This window comes from Kineobactrum sediminis (assembly GCF_002868715.1).
In the GTDB taxonomy this organism is placed as follows: domain Bacteria; phylum Pseudomonadota; class Gammaproteobacteria; order Pseudomonadales; family Halieaceae; genus Kineobactrum; species Kineobactrum sediminis.
This window is the reverse complement of sequence record NZ_PKLZ01000001.1, coordinates 457,332-473,061: the sequence shown is the minus strand read 5'-3', so window position 1 is coordinate 473,061 and position 15,730 is coordinate 457,332. Positions and strand designations below refer to the sequence as shown.

The 15,730-nt window shown below is 60.5% G+C and carries 18 protein-coding genes; 10 read left to right on the top strand and 8 right to left on the bottom strand.

Going from position 1 to position 15,730, the window contains the following annotated elements:
- Window positions 1–2: 2 nt before the first annotated feature.
- Window positions 3–257, bottom strand: a complete 255-nt coding sequence (locus tag CWI75_RS02130; protein WP_101519805.1) for an accessory factor UbiK family protein — start codon at window positions 255–257, stop codon at window positions 3–5.
- A 307-nt stretch (window positions 258–564) separates the two neighbouring features.
- Here CWI75_RS02130 and CWI75_RS02125 point away from each other — a divergent pair, with 307 nt between their 5' ends.
- The 4 genes from CWI75_RS02125 to CWI75_RS02110 all read left to right on the top strand — a co-directional run bounded on the left by CWI75_RS02125 (window position 565) and on the right by CWI75_RS02110 (window position 3,420).
- A complete protein-coding gene (locus CWI75_RS02125) occupies window positions 565–1,248 on the top strand; it encodes a TorF family putative porin (protein ID WP_101519804.1) in 684 nt (227 codons plus the stop codon).
- A gap of 61 nt (window positions 1,249–1,309) precedes the next feature.
- Entirely contained in the window at window positions 1,310–1,648 is a 339-nt protein-coding gene (glnK, locus tag CWI75_RS02120) for a P-II family nitrogen regulator (RefSeq protein ID WP_101519803.1), read from the top strand.
- Window positions 1,649–1,681: 33 nt separating this feature from the next.
- Window positions 1,682–2,953, top strand: coding sequence for an ammonium transporter (locus CWI75_RS02115; protein ID WP_101519802.1), 1,272 nt, complete (start codon window positions 1,682–1,684; stop codon window positions 2,951–2,953).
- Window positions 2,954–3,081: 128 nt separating this feature from the next.
- Complete coding sequence (locus CWI75_RS02110) at window positions 3,082–3,420, top strand: P-II family nitrogen regulator (protein WP_101519801.1); 339 nt, start codon at window positions 3,082–3,084, stop codon at window positions 3,418–3,420.
- 17 nt (window positions 3,421–3,437) lie between these two features.
- Here CWI75_RS02110 and CWI75_RS02105 read toward each other — a convergent pair whose 3' ends face one another.
- Genes CWI75_RS02105 through lptM form a run of 6 tightly spaced genes read right to left on the bottom strand, consistent with a single transcriptional unit; the run spans window position 3,438 to window position 8,207 of the window.
- Window positions 3,438–4,178: an HAD family hydrolase gene (locus CWI75_RS02105; RefSeq protein WP_101519800.1), complete on the bottom strand. Its 741-nt coding sequence runs from the start codon at window positions 4,176–4,178 to the stop codon at window positions 3,438–3,440.
- A 4-nt stretch (window positions 4,179–4,182) separates the two neighbouring features.
- A complete protein-coding gene (gene xerC, locus CWI75_RS02100; protein ID WP_101519799.1) occupies window positions 4,183–5,091 on the bottom strand; it encodes a tyrosine recombinase XerC in 909 nt (302 codons plus the stop codon).
- Window positions 5,092–5,096: 5 nt separating this feature from the next.
- Window positions 5,097–5,804: a DUF484 family protein gene (locus tag CWI75_RS02095; RefSeq protein WP_101519798.1), complete on the bottom strand. Its 708-nt coding sequence runs from the start codon at window positions 5,802–5,804 to the stop codon at window positions 5,097–5,099.
- A gap of 40 nt (window positions 5,805–5,844) precedes the next feature.
- Window positions 5,845–6,675: a diaminopimelate epimerase gene (dapF, locus tag CWI75_RS02090; protein ID WP_101519797.1), complete on the bottom strand. Its 831-nt coding sequence runs from the start codon at window positions 6,673–6,675 to the stop codon at window positions 5,845–5,847.
- Window positions 6,676–6,690: 15 nt separating this feature from the next.
- Complete coding sequence (gene lysA, locus CWI75_RS02085) at window positions 6,691–7,941, bottom strand: diaminopimelate decarboxylase (protein ID WP_101519796.1); 1,251 nt, start codon at window positions 7,939–7,941, stop codon at window positions 6,691–6,693.
- An 8-nt stretch (window positions 7,942–7,949) separates the two neighbouring features.
- Window positions 7,950–8,207: an LPS translocon maturation chaperone LptM gene (gene lptM / locus CWI75_RS02080; protein ID WP_146003528.1), complete on the bottom strand. Its 258-nt coding sequence runs from the start codon at window positions 8,205–8,207 to the stop codon at window positions 7,950–7,952.
- Window positions 8,208–8,358: 151 nt separating this feature from the next.
- Between lptM and CWI75_RS02075 the strand changes: the two genes are divergently transcribed.
- Window positions 8,359–9,408 carry a DUF3187 family protein gene (locus CWI75_RS02075; protein WP_101519794.1) on the top strand — a complete coding sequence of 350 codons (1,050 nt, stop codon included), beginning with the start codon at window positions 8,359–8,361 and terminating at the stop codon, window positions 9,406–9,408.
- Window positions 9,409–9,457: 49 nt separating this feature from the next.
- On the opposite strand, the gene argH is transcribed toward CWI75_RS02075, so the two are convergent.
- On the bottom strand, window positions 9,458–10,870 hold the full coding sequence (argH, locus tag CWI75_RS02070) for an argininosuccinate lyase (RefSeq protein ID WP_101519793.1): 1,413 nt from the start codon (window positions 10,868–10,870) through the stop codon (window positions 9,458–9,460).
- Window positions 10,871–10,989: 119 nt separating this feature from the next.
- On the opposite strand from argH, the gene CWI75_RS02065 reads away from it, so the two are divergent.
- From CWI75_RS02065 to CWI75_RS02045, 5 genes are all read left to right on the top strand, one after another.
- Complete coding sequence (locus CWI75_RS02065; RefSeq protein ID WP_101519792.1) at window positions 10,990–12,051, top strand: sensor histidine kinase; 1,062 nt, start codon at window positions 10,990–10,992, stop codon at window positions 12,049–12,051.
- The gene (locus CWI75_RS02060) at window positions 12,048–12,776 is read left to right on the top strand and encodes a LytR/AlgR family response regulator transcription factor (protein ID WP_101519791.1); all 729 of its coding nucleotides are present in this window, start codon (window positions 12,048–12,050) and stop codon (window positions 12,774–12,776) included. Before CWI75_RS02065 ends, CWI75_RS02060 begins: the two co-directional genes overlap by 4 nt.
- An 83-nt stretch (window positions 12,777–12,859) precedes the next feature.
- Entirely contained in the window at window positions 12,860–13,792 is a 933-nt protein-coding gene (gene hemC / locus CWI75_RS02055) for a hydroxymethylbilane synthase (protein WP_101519790.1), read from the top strand.
- Window positions 13,782–14,558, top strand: a complete 777-nt coding sequence (locus tag CWI75_RS02050; RefSeq protein ID WP_101519789.1) for a uroporphyrinogen-III synthase — start codon at window positions 13,782–13,784, stop codon at window positions 14,556–14,558. Before hemC ends, CWI75_RS02050 begins: the two co-directional genes overlap by 11 nt.
- Window positions 14,555–15,730: a uroporphyrinogen-III C-methyltransferase gene (locus CWI75_RS02045; protein WP_162299968.1), complete on the top strand. Its 1,176-nt coding sequence runs from the start codon at window positions 14,555–14,557 to the stop codon at window positions 15,728–15,730. Before CWI75_RS02050 ends, CWI75_RS02045 begins: the two co-directional genes overlap by 4 nt.

The window sequence follows — 15,730 nt, the reverse complement described above, 5'->3', positions numbered from 1 at the left end:
GGTTATTGCTGGCCTGCCTCCAGTTCTCGTGTCAAAGCTTCCAGCTCGGCTTCCAGCGCGGCGACCCTGGCCTGGGTGCGCTGCAGGATTGCAGCCTGGGCATCAAATTCCTCCCGGCTCACGACATCCAGCTTGCCCATGGCCGACTGCGCGAGGGCGCGAACGCTTTTGTCCACCTCTGACCTCAGTTCGGAATTGTTCACCAGGTCGTTCACCTGTTGAAAAATGTCGCTCAGTGGTGGGGGTTTTTGTGCCATCAGTCATTTGCCCGCGAGGTTATTGTCACTGACGGAAGTGTAGTGGATTTGTTGCCGAAGGCACAGATCATCTGTTTGCACCATTAACGTGCCACGCACTCTCTTGGTGCGGACTCAGTGGGCTGGCGCGTTGGTCCAGGCTCTCCCCGGCACCAGGAAATAACACTAAGCCACTGTTTTGAAAGCTTTTTACATTTTCTGGCACACCCTCTGCTAAACACTGGTTGCGAGATTGACAAAATGTGTCAACGAGCGTGACCGGTGCGCTAGCCCGGCCGCCCGAGCGCTAACCCAAGGAGAATGAAACATGTTGCAAAAGAAACTGCTACCCGTATCCGTTGCCATGGTCCTGCTTGCAGGCGCGGCGTCGGCTTCTGCCGAAACAGAGATCAGCGCCAATGTAACGCTGGCAACCGACTATACCTTCCGTGGCATCTCCCAGACCGATGAGCGCGGCGCTATCCAGGGCGGCTTCGACTGGGCAGGCGAATCGGGCCTGTATGCCGGCATATGGGCTTCCAACGTTGACTTTGACGGTGACGGCTCTACCGAGATGGATTACTACGGCGGCTATTCCAGTGAGACAGCGGGTGGACTTGGTTATGATGTCGGCTTCATTTACTACGATTACGAAGGTGATTCAGAGTTCGATTACCTGGAATTCGCGGTAGGCCTCAGCTATGAAAGCCTCAGTGCCGGTATCAATTACTCCAACGAATTCGGCGATGACGGCCCCAAGTACATTTACTACTCAGCGGGCTACTCCCTCAGCCTCACAGAGGTCGTGTCACTGGATCTCGGCATCGGTTATACCGATACCGATCAGGACGATTTCTGGGAAGACGGTGCCGACTCCTACATGGATTACAGCGTCACCCTGGGCTACAGCGCACTGGCTGTCGATTTTGCCCTGGCCCTGATCGGCACTGATCTCGACGATGTCGAACAGGCTGATGATCGCCTGGTGTTCTCCATTTCCAAAAGCTTCTGAGTACTCAGGGACTGAACCTAGTGGCGCCCCCCGGGCGCCCTGTTTATAGCAGGAGATACGTATGAAATTAATCACGGCTATCGTCAAGCCATTCAAACTGGATGACGTACGCGAGGCACTATCCGAGATCGGCGTGCAGGGTATTACTGTCACCGAGGTCAAGGGCTTCGGTCGCCAGAAAGGGCATACCGAGCTTTACCGGGGTGCTGAATATGTTGTCGACTTTCTTCCCAAAGTGAAAATCGAGGTCGCGGTGGCGGAATCGATGATCGACAAGACAATCGAGGCGATCACCAAAGCCGCCAACACCGGAAAGATCGGTGATGGCAAGGTTTTCGTGTCCGCCCTGGAACAGGTGATTCGTATTCGTACCGGCGAGACCGGCGAAGACGCCATCTAAATCCATCGAGACTATCTAACGAGAGTGATTCCCATGGAAAACCAGATTTTTGAACTACAGTATGCGATGGACACCTTTTATTTCCTGGTGTGCGGCGCCCTGGTGATGTGGATGGCAGCCGGTTTCTCAATGCTTGAGGCCGGGCTGGTTCGCGCCAAAAACACCACTGAAATCCTGACCAAAAACGTGGCCCTGTTCGCGGTGGCCTCTACGATGTACCTGATCTGCGGTTACCAGTTCATGTACGACGGCGGTTTCTTTTTGTCTGGTGTGACGACCGTTGCCCAGATGGATGACGCTGCCATCGCCCAGGTGCTGGTCGCTTCGGCCGAGGCCGGTTTTGACGGCGACTCAGTGTACTCCGGTGCCTCTGACTTCTTTTTCCAGGTGGTGTTTGTAGCCACTGCAATGTCGATTGTGTCCGGCGCGGTGGCCGAGCGCATGAAGCTGTGGGCTTTCCTGGCCTTCGCCGTGGTGATGACGGGTGTCATTTACCCGATTGAAGGCGGCTGGACCTGGGGTGGCAAAGCCGTTCCCTTCATCGGCGAACTGAGCTACAGCGATTATGCAGGTTCAGGTATCGTGCACATGGCGGGTGCCGCTGCGGCTCTGGCCGGTGTGATCCTGCTCGGCCCCCGTAAGGGCAAATACCGCGCCGACGGCACGGTGCAGCCCATTCCCGGTGCCAACATGCCACTGGCAACCCTGGGTACCTTCATCCTGTGGATGGGCTGGTTTGGCTTCAACGGCGGCTCTACCCTGAAACTGGGTGGTATTGGTGTCGCCAACGAAGTGGCCAACGTGTTCCTTAACACCAACGCTGCCGCCGCCGGTGGCCTGATTGCCGCGCTGCTGCTGGCGCGCCTGCTGTTTGGCAAGGCCGACCTCACCATGGCCCTGAACGGTGCCCTGGCCGGCCTGGTGGCGATTACCGCTGAGCCTGCCGATCCTTCACCACTGCTCGCAACCATTATCGGCGCCATCGGCGGTGCGATCGTGGTATTCAGCATCGTGGCAATGGACAAGATCAAGATCGACGATCCCGTGGGTGCCATTTCGGTGCACGGTGTCGTGGGTATCTGGGGTATCTTCGCGGTCCTGTTGTCCGATCCCGATGCGACGTTTGTCGGCCAGCTGGTCGGTACGCTGGTTATCTTCGTCTGGGTATTCGGTGCCAGCCTTCTCACCTGGGGCGTGATCAAGGCCGCTATGGGCCTGCGGGTTTCCGAGGAAGAAGAGTACGAGGGCGTGGATCTGTCCGAGTGTGGCCTCGAAGCCTATCCGGAGTTTGTAGCACAGAAATAGTCTTGCGGGCGCATTGTTACAATGCGTGTTTTTGGGGGCCTTCGGGCCCCCTTTTTTATGCTTCCCCCTTGCGATTCTCTGGCCGGCTTCCATAATGGCGCATCTGTCATCTTACTGGAGCTCACCGGATGAAACTGGTTACCGCAATTATCAAACCGTTCAAAATGGATGACGTGCGCGCCGCTCTGTCAGACATTGGTGTTCAGGGCATCACCGTGACTGAAGTCAAGGGCTTCGGTCGCCAGCGCGGCCATACCGAACTGTACCGGGGCGCCGAGTATGTGGTGGATTTCCTGCCCAAGCTCAAGCTGGAAATTGCCGTTGGCGAGAATCAGGTAGAGGCTACCATCGAAGCAATAATCGGCGCCGCCAACACCGGCAAGATCGGTGACGGCAAGATTTTCGTAACTGCGATGGAGCAGGTTATCCGTATTCGCACCGGTGAGACCGGCGAGGAAGCCATCTGAGCTGATTTGCCAGCGGTTCAGTAGCTCTGCCCGGTATCCCCAGAGGCCCTGTTGCCCAGGGCCAGGCCGGCAATGACCCTGGGTAGCTGTTTCAGGTTGTGTACCTCGCCGTCGGGCGCCGGTGCGTCTTCAGTCCAGGGCAGGCCCCGGGGGTTGATCCAGACAGTACGCATGCCCACGGATTGCGCACCCACGATGTCGTGGTCCGGATTGTCACCCACATGCACAATTTGCCCGGGCTCCAGTCCGGTGAGGGCGATCGCCGCATGGAAGATGTCCGGTGCCGGCTTGCTGGCGCCGATTTCTTCCGCCAGGAAGGCGAAGTCAAAATACTCCCCTGCATCCGTTTTGTAGATATCGGCATTGCCATTGGTCAGGGCACCCAGTCGATAGTCCCTGGCGAGCAACTGCAGGATTTCCAGCGCCTCTTCGTACAGCTCTACCCGGTGGCGCTCGGCCAGGAAGGCGGCAAACGCCTTGGTAGCCCCGGCTCGCGCCTCCGCTTCGTCATACCCCGCCGCCCGCTGCAGTTCGTAGAGCATGCGAATGCGCATGTTGCTGACGTGGTGAATGAGTTCCGGGTGGCGCTTCCATAGGGATTTCTTGAATTCCCACAGTGTCTCGTGATCAAACGCTTCGATACTGCCGGGACGGTGCTGTAACAACCACTCGCGCTGGGCCTGTTCCGCCCGTAGCAGGGCCGGTTCGACGTCCCACAGCGTATTATCCAGGTCAAAGGTGATTGCGACGATCTTCATGGCTTTAATCCTGTTTGCGCTGCCGCCGTTTGGCCCGGGGGTGGGCGGCGTCGTAGACCTTGGCCAGGTGCTGGAAATCCAGGTGAGTATAGATCTGGGTAGTGGCGATGTTGGCGTGCCCCAGCAATTCCTGCACGGCTCTCAGGTCGCCGCTGGATTCCAGCATGTGGCTGGCAAAGGAATGGCGCAGCATGTGCGGGTGCACATCCTGGTACATGCCGGCCCTTCGGCCCTGTAACTTGAGCCGCGCCTGTATATTGCGCACGCTGATGCGGCAGCCGCGGTTGCTGGTGAACAGGGCCGGATCGGGATTGGGAGGGCGCGCCGCCAGCCAGCGCTCGATTGCTTCCAGCGCCACCTTTCCGACCGGGATTGTGCGCGATTTGCGGCCTTTGCCGGTCACTACCAATAGCTGTGAATGGCGGTCGATGTCGTCAATGTTCACCGCCACCAGTTCTGCCAGGCGCAGCCCGGAGGAATAAAAAAGTTCCGCCATGGCACTGTCGCGCAGGACCATGGGGTCATCGCCGCTGAACTCCAGGTACTTGTTCACCTGGTCGGCATCAAGGGTCTTGGGCAGGCGTCGCGGTTGTCGTGGTGCCTGCACACCAGCCGCCGGGTTACGGGCATGGCCCTGCACGCGCCCCAGGTAATTGAAGAAAGAGCGCGCCGCCGATAGTGCCCGCTGGATACTGCTTCCGGCCAGGCCGTGACGATGCAGCAGGCTGGCCCAACCGCGAATATCCGCTTCGTGTATCTGTTCCGGGTGGTCGTGACCGCGCCCGCTGCAGTACTCCAGCAGCGTTGCCAGATCACGACGATAGTTGCTGATAGTGTGTCCGGACAGCTGGCGAACATCCCGCAAATAGTCGATGAACTCCTCGGTACTGGCCTGCAGGGAAGGAGTAGCCATTGCTGTCAGCCGCTTGTCGGGTTGAGGCGGGGCAGCACACGCACAAGTACATCGGCAATATGCTGCAGGAACAGGGTGCCCATGTTGCTACTGTAGCGGTTGGCGTCAGAGCTGCCCACCGCAATAATGCCGAGCTCGTCAGCGCCGCTGAGCAATGGCATGACGGCGGCTGATCCCACCTCGCCCGCCTGCGGGAACAGGTAATTGAGTTCGTCCTTGCGCAGCGCGCCACAGATGGCCTTGCGACCGCGCAAGACGGCACCGATTTCAATGCGCGCGCGCTCGGCGTTCTCGATACGGACTTCCCGGGAGGCAGTATGGCGGTCACTGAAAAGAATAATGCTGGCATGCTCTACCTTGAAGTCCTCGCGCATCCGGCGGTGAAATGTGGTGCACAGGGCGGCCAGCGAGTTGGCTTCCAGCAGGCCGAGAATCATATGTCGGGTCTGCTCGTAGAGTGCATCATTGGTGCGCGCGTTGGCGGTCAATGCCGTAAGGCGCTGGCGCATGTCGATATTGCGCTCGCGCAGTACACTGACCTGTTTTTCGACCAGTGACACGGCACTGCCCGAGGCGTGGGATACCTGCAGGAAGTCGAGCATATCCGGGTGACGCTGGAGAAAATCAGTGTGTTCTTTCAGGTAGTCCCGCACCTGCTCGTCCGAGAGCGTGGTGCCGTCTGTTGCAGCAAGCTGGTCGTTTCTGGCTGGCATGTGGTGATTGCTCCCTGATTCCGGTAGCCGCGTTGCGGCTTCAGATTTTCATACTGCCTTCGAACACTGAGGCTGTGGGTCCGATCATGATAACCGGCTGCTCCAACCCTGCCCACCTGATTTCAAGCTTACCTCCGGGCAGGTGAACTGTCACGGTATCCCGCAGCCAGCCCCGGGTTATTCCGTAAACCACGGCGGCACAGGCACCGGTGCCACAGGCCAGCGTCTCCCCCGCGCCCCGTTCAAAGACCCGCAGGCGGATCTCCTGCCCGGAAACGATTTCCATGAAACCCGCGTTGGCGCGCGCCGGGAAGCAGGGGTGGTTCTCGATCAGGGGCCCCAGCGTTGCAACATCGGCTTGCGCCACGCTGTCCACCCGCAGGATGGCGTGTGGATTACCCATGGACAAAGCGCCAAACTCGAGCTGGCGACCAGCCACATCCAGGGAATAGTGTAGCGCCTGTTGCGCTGCCCGCAGGGGTATCGCATCCGGGGCAAAAACGGGACGGCCCATATCCACCTCGACCCGTCCCTGATCCCGCAGGCGCAGCTCGAGCACACCGGCTGCTGTCTGAACGCGGATGATGCGCTTGTTGGTCAGTCGCTGATCATGAACAAAGCGCGCAAAACAGCGTGCGCCATTGCCGCAGTTTTCAACCTCTTCGCCATCGGCGTTGAAGATTCGATAACGAAAATCGACATCCGGGCTGTCAGGGGGTTCCACCAGTAAGACCTGGTCACAACCGATACCGAAGTGGCGATCTGCCAGCAGGCGTATATCCCGGGCTCGGGGCCGGAACCGCTGGCTGATCAGGTCAATGACCACGAAGTCGTTGCCGGCGCCGTGCATTTTGGTGAATTTCAGGAACATGTGGGCACCTTCGCGCTAACCAGGCAGAGTCTGTTCGAGGTGCAGGAGGTCGGAAATGCTCTCCCGCCTGCGCACCAGGTGCATCTGGTCGCCGTCCACCATGATCTCCGCCGCCCGGGGTCGGCTGTTGTAATTCGAGCTCATGCTGAAACCATAGGCACCGGCCCCAAACATCGCCAGTAAAGTCCCGTCTGCAAGAGTCAACGGCCGGTTCTTGCCGAGGAAGTCGCCGGTTTCACAGACCGGACCGACGATATCCCAGTGCGCGTTGATGCCTTCTTCCTGGCGCCGGGTGGGCTGGATATCCAGCCAGGCCTGGTACAGCGCTGGGCGGATCATATCGTTCATGCCGGCATCGACCAGGGCAAAGTTGTGTTCCGGGGTCTGCTTCACATATTCCACTCTGGTCAACAGCAGGCCCGCGTTTGCAGCAATGGACCGCCCCGGTTCAAACACCAGCGGCAGCTGCCTGGTGCCCAGCTCGGCGCGGATTGCACCGATATAATCGGCGATGGCCGGCGGCTGTTCATCCCGGTAGCGCACGCCGAGGCCGCCGCCGAGGTCCAGGTGACGGATGATAATGCCTTCCGCTTCAAGCCTGTCTATGAGAACCAGCAAATGGCGCAGGGCGTCAATAAACGGGCTCAGCTCGGTAAGCTGGGAGCCGATGTGGCAGTCCAGGCCCCTGATTTCAAGGTGCGGCAGTTGTGCGGCACGCCGGTACAGGGCGATGGCTTCATCGACGCCCAGACCAAATTTATTCTCCCGCAAACCGGTGGAAATGTAGGGATGGGTGCGTGCGTCCACATCGGGATTGACCCGTATCGATACGGGTGCCAGCAGGTTCATATTACCGGCTACCCGATTCAGTACGTCGAGCTCGGCGGCTGACTCAACATTAAAGCAGTGAATGCCAAGCTCCAGTGCCCGCGCCATTTCCGCCGGCGTCTTGGCGACGCCGGAAAATACGATTTTGGCAGGATCGCCGCCCGCCGCCACGACACGCTCCAGCTCTCCCACCGAGACAATGTCAAAGCCCGCCCCAAGACGTGCCAGTACGTCCAGTACCGCCAGGTTGGAGTTGGCCTTGACGGCATAACAGACCAGGTGCGGCCAGTCGGCAAGGGCGTCCTGGTAGGCCCGGAAAGACTGTTCCAGCGCCTCCCGGGAATACACATAGCAGGGGGTGCCAAACTTTTCCGCAATGGCATCAACCGCAATGTTTTCCGCGTGCAGGGCGTTGTCGCGGTAGCTGAAACTGTCCATGTCAGGCTTTACTCACTCGGGTATGTGGGCGGTTGACTGTTGGGCGCCGTCGCGTCGGGCGCCGTCGCGTCGGGCCGAACGATTGGATCAACCGCGGCAGCTTCGGCTGCAGCTGCGTCAATCTCATTTTCCACCGGCACGATGGCCGGCTGGGGCTCGCGCTGCGGTAACTGTAATGGTCCCGACTGGCCGCAGCCGGCAAGGACCACAAGCGCGGTAGCCAGTACGGTAGCGGGCAGCACAGTGGAACGTGGTTGTTTTGTCACGGCGAACCCAGTCTGCAAAAATGCGGAGTATACCCGAATCCCGGACAGAATCAGCGTTCTGCGTACGCCGGAGTAGCTTGCGGGCAAGAATACTGTTGTCATGGCCGCAGGCAGGCAACAGACTTTTGGGTAACAGCAAAGGAACTATCGCATGAGATGCGCAAGGTATCAGGCAGGCTCACCAGGCCACTACCGTGGCTATACCGCGACAGGGCTGCGCGCGGGCCTTTTCGCTTTACTGACAGTGTTGCCGCTGGTGGCGCTGCCGGCCCGGGGTGCAGAGCCGCTTTACAGTAAAAACCTGAGCCCGGTAGCGGGCCTGTTGGGCCTGCCGTCACCGCGCTCGGCCGCGCTGGCGGCGGAGGGGGACTGGCAGCTCGCTATGCACGGCAGTATTGCCAGTCATTTTGTTCTGGACAGTGACAATGGCGAAGCACTGAACCTGGACGGCGAAACCTATCGGGTCGCGATGGATTTGCGTTATGGCTTCAGCCCGGGCTGGGAGCTACAGCTGGAGGTGCCCTGGCTCGGCCACAGCGGTGGCTCGCTGGACAGTGCGATCGATAACTGGCACGACCTCTGGCGCATGCCGGACGGCGGTCGCTCCCGGGTACCCCGCGATTTACTCGATTTTTCCTACAGGGCAGTCGGTAGCCGGTTTGCCCTGACTGATGATGCCAGTGGTGTTGGCGACATCACCCTGGCGCTGAACCGCACCCTGTTCACCGGCAGTTCACTGCAACTCAGCGCGGGGCTAGGCTACAAATTCGCCACCGGCCGGGAACGCGAGTTGCTGGGTAGCGGTGCGGAAGATGGCTTTATTGCCTTGCGCGCCGGCTGGGTACCGGCCGGGAGTCCTTTCAGTGCACACGCCCAGGCCGGCTACCTGCGTGCCGGCCACTCACGCGTGCTGGCAAACCCACAGGAACGTAATCTTTGGTTTGCCGGCGCGGGGCTCAACTGGAGAGCACTTGATGCCCTGTCATTGATTGTGCAGCTCGATAGCCACAGCGCACCGATGGAAAGCCGACTTGCGGCGCTGGGCGATACTGCGTTGCTGCTGAGCGTGGGGGGGCGCTGGCAAATGAACCCTCGCTGGGCGCTCGATATCAGTGTGGTTGAGGATGTGGCAGTCGCAACAGGCCCGGATATCATCTTCCAGGCCAGCCTTCGTTTCACGCCTTCGGGCGCCGTCCACTGAGGGCGGGCCGGATGTGTTTCCCGGGAATAAATACCAGGCCTGCGTGTCGTCACTCGCCGCTAACCGAGCGGGCCTCAACCAGGGCCATTGCGCGCTCCGCGGCTGCCGCTACTTGTTGTGGCGCGGTGCCGCCAAGATGATTACGGGCGGCGACTGAGCCCTCGAGCGTCAGCACCTCGAATACATCGGCGGTAATATCGCTGCTGAAACCCTGCAGGGTTGCCAGCGGCATGTCCGCCAGGTCGGTGCCGGTAGCAACACCATGACCCACGGCCTTGCCCACCACTTCGTGCGCATCCCGGAAGGGCAGGCCCTTGCCGACGAGATAGTCGGCAAGATCGGTGGCGGTGGAAAATCCCCGTCGCGCCGCTTCGCGCATCTGCTCTGTTTTGGGACGCATCGCAGGGATCATGTCGGCAAATGCGCGCAGACTGCCCAGTACGGTATCGATGGTATCGAACAGCGGCTCCTTGTCTTCCTGGTTGTCCTTGTTGTATGCCAGCGGCTGGCTTTTCATCAGGGTAAGCAGGGCGATCAGGTTGCCATTAACCCGACCGACCTTGCCTCGTACCAGTTCGGGAACGTCGGGGTTTTTCTTTTGCGGCATGATTGAAGAGCCGGTACAGAAACGGTCGGGTAATTCGATAAAGTTGAACTGGGCTGATGCCCACAGTACCAGTTCCTCTGAAATGCGTGACATATGGGTCATCAGCAGGGCGGCAAAAGCACAGAATTCAATGGCAAAATCACGGTCGGACACCGAATCCAGAGAATTTTCGGTGGGGCGATCAAATCCCAGCGTGGCGGCGGTTTGTGCGCGCTCAATCGGGTAGGTCGTGCCGGCCAGTGCCGCGGCCCCCAGCGGACACTGGTTCAGGCGCTCACGGCAGTCCATCAGGCGGCCATAATCACGCTCCAGCATCTCATTCCAGGCCAGCAGGTGGTGCCCGAATACGACCGGTTGTGCGGTCTGCAAGTGGGTGAAACCCGGCATGATGGTGTTGCAGTTGGCGGCGGCCAGGGTAATCGTGCCCTGCTGCAGACGGGTAAGCTCGGCCCCGATCAGGTCGATTGCGCTGCGCAGGTGCAGACGGATATCGGTGGCGACCTGGTCATTACGCGAGCGCCCGGTGTGCAGTTTCTTGCCGGTTATACCAATCAGCTGGGTCAGTCGCGCCTCGATATTCATGTGCACATCTTCAAGTTCTACCGACCACTGGAAGCTGCCGTCGGTAATCTCCTGGCTGATCTGCGCCATGCCATCGTGAATTTGCGTCAGCTCACTGGCGCTGAGCACGCCAACGGTGCACAGCATCTCTGCATGGGCCAGAGAACCGAGAATGTCTTCCCGGGCCATGCGCTGGTCAAATTCCACCGATGCGGTGAAGCGCTGGACGAATTGGTCGGTGGGCTCGCTGAAGCGTCCGCCCCACAATTTGCTGGTGTCGGTGTTGTTGCTCATGTTTTTCCACTTTCCCGTTGGTGGTGTCGCCGGTCGGGTGATTGCCCTGAGGTGACTTTTTGGCTTGTTCAGGTTGCGCAAGGGTGCAAGTATATCATCGGCAGAGGTGGGGAAGGTTAATGGAGAGTGTAACAAAACGGCCGGTGGCCACTGGGGGTTCACAGGCTTCGGGGAAGTTTTTCATTCCGGATTTGTGCGCGCCACGTCCGGTCTTTTTCCTGGTATTGCTGTCCGAGCTGTTTGTACTGATTTACACCCTCGCCGCCAGCGGCTTGCCTGAATTCAACTGGAACATGCTCGCGACGGCGTCGCTACTGGTGCAGTGGCTGGTATTATCCAGCGCGGCGCTGCTGTGCAGTGTGCGCGGTTTTTTCGCCAGCCGCAGCCTGGTGCTGGCCGCCGGCGGCAGTATCACCCTGGTGCTGTTGGTGACAGCAGTGTCCAGCCAGTTGTTGTTATGGTTCTACCCGCAACTGATGGCCCCAGCCGGCGGTTACTGGTGGTTGCTACGCAACCTGTTAATGGCCGCCCTCGTGGCAGGCATTGCCCTGCGCTATTTTTATCTCCAGCAACAATTGACACTACGCGAACACTCAGAGCTACAGGCTCGCCTGGATGCGTTGCGGGCGCGCATTCGCCCTCACTTCCTGTTTAATACGCTAAACAGCATTGCCAGCCTTATTGCCAGCCACCCGGAGCGTGCGGAAGAGGCAGTGGAAGATCTTGCGGAACTGTTCCGGGCCAGCCTGCGGGAATCGGAGCGGGAGACAACCGTGGCGGACGAGCTGCGCCTCTGTGAGCTTTATCTCGGCATTGAGCAACTGCGCCTGGAGGGCCGCCTGCAATTGCAATGGCAGGTAGAGGAAGGCATTGGCAACCTGCCCATGCCCAGCCTGGTACTGCAGCCGCTGGTGGAAAATGCGGTCTATCACGGGATTTCGCGCTTGCAGGGAGGCGGTGTGATTGCAATCGGCCTGGCGCGTTGTGGCCAGCGGTTGCAGGTGACGGTGCGCAATCCGGTGCACGCCACGTCCTCCGAAAGTCAGGGTGCGGGCATTGCGCTTGCCAATATTTCCCAGCGCCTGCAGGCGTTATTTGGCGACGACGCCAGCCTGGAACTCAGCACGGTTGGCGGACACTTCCAGGCCAGACTGAGTTACCCGGTTGAGGTCGCGGGATGAAGATACTGCTGGTAGACGACGAAGCCCTGGCGCGGCAGCGGCTGCTGCGGCTGCTGGCCCGACTGCGGCCGGATGCCGTATTGCTGGAGGCGTCCTCCGGCGAGGAGGCCCTGGCCCTGCTGGTGAGGGAACAGCCAGCTCTTTTGTTGTTGGATATCCGCATGCCGGGGATCGACGGCATGGAGGTGGCCGCGCGCCTGGATACCCTGGCGCAGCCACCGGCGGTTATATTTTGTACCGCCTATGAAGAACACGCCCTGGAGGCCCTGCGTCACCAGGCGGTGGCCTACTTGCTGAAGCCGGTACGGGAAGCGGAGCTTGCGCGCGCCCTGACGGTAGCCGGACGCGTAAACCGGGTTCAACTGGAGGCGCTTGACGGTGGCATGCCGGTAGGACGCACCCAGGTCAGCAGTAATGGCCACCGCGGCATTGAAGCTTTGTCCATTGCAGAGGTACGCTGTTTTATAGCCGAGCAGAAATATGTCCTCGCGGTAGCACCGCAACGCGAGCTGCTGTTGCAGGAGGCTCTCAAGGATCTGGAGAGCGAACTGGTTGATGATTTTGTGCGGGTGCACCGCAACACACTGGTCGCCCTCAATCACGTGCGTCGTTTGCGCCGCGCCGCAGATGGCAGCTGGTTTGTGGAACTTGACGGCATTGACCAGTCGCCACAAGTGAGTCGGCGCCATCTGGCGGGAGTCAAGTTGCGTCTGCAGCAGCGCTAGGAACCTTGAGTCCGGCAGGCTCACTGGTCGCCGCGCCCCTGCGTGGCTGGTATCATTCGCGTTTCTGCCTAGGAATCCACCGCATGTCCCGTACGATCACTATCGCTACCAGAGAAAGTCCCCTCGCCCTGTGGCAGGCTGAATTTGTTCGCGACGCATTGCAGCGAACTCATCCAGGGCTTGAGGTGGTACTGCTGGGCATGACTTCGCGTGGGGACCAGTTGCTGGACGTGCCCCTGGCCAAGGTGGGTGGCAAGGCGCTGTTCGTGAAGGAACTGGAAACGGCACTACTGGACCGCAGTGCCGATATTGCGGTGCACTCAATGAAAGATGTACCGATGGAGTTTCCCGAGGGCCTTGCCCTGGGCGTGATCTGTGAGCGCGAAGATCCCAGCGATGCCTTTGTCAGCAACCATTTCGATAGCGTGGCGGACCTGCCTCCCGGAAGCGTGGTCGGTACCTCCAGCCTGCGCCGTGAGTGCCAGCTGCGCACCGCCCGGCCGGACCTGCAGATTCGTTTCCTGCGCGGCAATGTCAACACGCGACTGCGTAAACTGGACGCCGGCGAATACGACGCGATTGTGCTGGCAACCGCGGGTTTGTTGCGCCTGGAAATGGGCGCGCGGGTGCGGCAGCGGTTGCCGGTAACCGATTCGCTGCCCGCCGGTGGCCAGGGTGCCGTAGGTATTGAATTGCGCAGTGACGATGTCGGGCTGCTGGAACTGTTGCAACCCCTGCACCACGTACCCACGGCGCTTCGGGTCACCGCCGAGCGCGCCCTCAACCGGCGCCTGGAAGGCGGTTGCCAGGTGCCCATTGCCTGTTATGCCGAGCTGAATGCCGCGGGCACCGAACTGTGGCTGCGTGGCCTGGTAGGCAGGCCCGACGGCACACTGGTGCTGCGGGCCGAGCGCAGTGCCCCGGTGGCCGACGCCGAAGCGCTGGGTATCGCCGTAGCGGAAGACCTGTTGCAGCAGGGTGCGGCGGCGATACTGGCCGAGGTTTATGGCCACTAGGGCCGTCCTGGTCACTCGCCCCGCCGGGCAGGGCGATGCCCTGTGTGCTGCGCTTGCCGATCGTGGTTGGCAGGCCCACCACTTGCCGCTGCTGGATTTGCAGCCACTGCCGCGACTGCCGGCCGAGGAGCGCCAGCGCGTGTTGGCGCTGGCTGAATTCGATCATGTCATTTTTATCAGCGCCAATGCGGTGCGCTTTGGTATGGCAGTGGTGGAAGACTACTGGCCGCAATTGCCGGCAGGTATGCACTGGTATGCAGTGGGTACGGGTACGGCGCGAGCGCTGGCGGACTATGGTATCAGTGCGCAGACACCGGAGCGGGAGATGACCAGCGAGGGCCTGTTGGCGCTGCCCGGTTTACAGCAGGTTGCCGGTGCGCGAATACTTATTGTCAAGGGCGAGGGCGGCAGGACCACTCTGGCGCAGGCGCTCGGTGCTCGGGGCGCCCGGGTGGAAACCCTGGCCTGTTATCGCCGATCTCCACCGAAGCTGCTGCCGGGAGAGCTTGCAGCGGCGATTGAACGCTGGCGGATAGGCGCGATCATGATCAGTAGCGGCGAGGGCCTGGCAAACATGCTGGCGTTGCTAGACCGGCCGGAAACCTCTAACTTACAGTCTGTAACGCTGCTGCTGCCTTCTGCCCGTATTGCGGCGGCGGCGCGCGCCGCCGGCTTCCGTCATATCGTTGTGGCGGAAAACGCATCCGACGAAGCTATGCTGCACGCCCTTGAACAATGGTGCCCGAGTACCGGAGAAAAACTGTGAGCGACCAACAAGACCCCATAGATGACGCCGTGACTGATAAAGACGCCATGACTGACAAACAGGGGGCCGAAGAAGCGGTAGGGGCCGGGAAATCGCCGGGAGGAGGCTCCGCTGCGGTAGCCTGGCTGGCGCTCATACTGGTGCTCGCTATTGCCGCCGGTGGCGGATGGCTGGTATGGGAGGCGCAGCAACGGGAGGCGGCGGTGGTGCAGCGATTGGCGGCACTGGAGACCCGTGTTGAACCCGCTACCGACCAGGGCAGTGAATGGCGCTCTGCCATCGTGCAACTGGGCCGCGAATTTACCGGCACCCTGGAGCGCCGTCTGGAGAAGGTGCTACCCACCCTCGAGCAACAGGCAAGCCGGCTGCAGCAGCTGGAGTCCGGGATGCGGGAACAGCTTCAGCAACTGGAATCCCAGGTGCAGGAACAGCGGCAGGCACTGGCCAGGATCAGTGGCGGCGACAGCGATAGCTGGCTGCTGGCTGAAGTGGAATACCTACTGCGCCTTGCAAACCAGCGCCTGATAATGACGGGCGATACCGACTCCGCGCAGGCGTTGCTGAAAAGTGCCGACAATATTCTGCGGCAGCTGGACGACGCAACGTTGTACCCGGTGCGACGAGCCCTGGCGGTCGACCTGGCGGCATTGCGCGCAGTGCCCGATGTAGATACGGAAGGCTTGTATTTGCGCCTCTCTGCGCTTAGTGACCAGGTGGCCGACCTGGTGCTCTTTGAGTTGCCCGCCCGGGCAGAGCCGGAGGAGGATGTCGAGGATGAGTCCTGGCAGGCGCGGCTGCGACAGGGCTACGAAGAGGCTCTGCATAAGCTGTCCCGGTATGTGGTGGTACGCCGCCGCGAAGTGCCGGTAGAGGCCCTGGTTGATCCACAGTGGGAGGGCTTGCTGCGGCAAAACACGGTGATGTTGCTGGAACAGGCCCAGGTGGCATTACTGTCCGGTAACCAGCGACTCTACCGCGAGAGCCTGCAACGGGCGCGCCGCTGGGTGGACGAATTTTTTGTTGCCGACGAGAGGTCGGCCACTGCTATTGCCCGGGAACTTGATGCGCTGGTCAAGCAGGAGATAGAAGTCCCGTTTCCGGATGTTTCTCATTCCCTCGAGGTTCTTGAGCAGGCCGTTAGCCGTCGCTTGCAGCGGGTCGGGGACGAATAG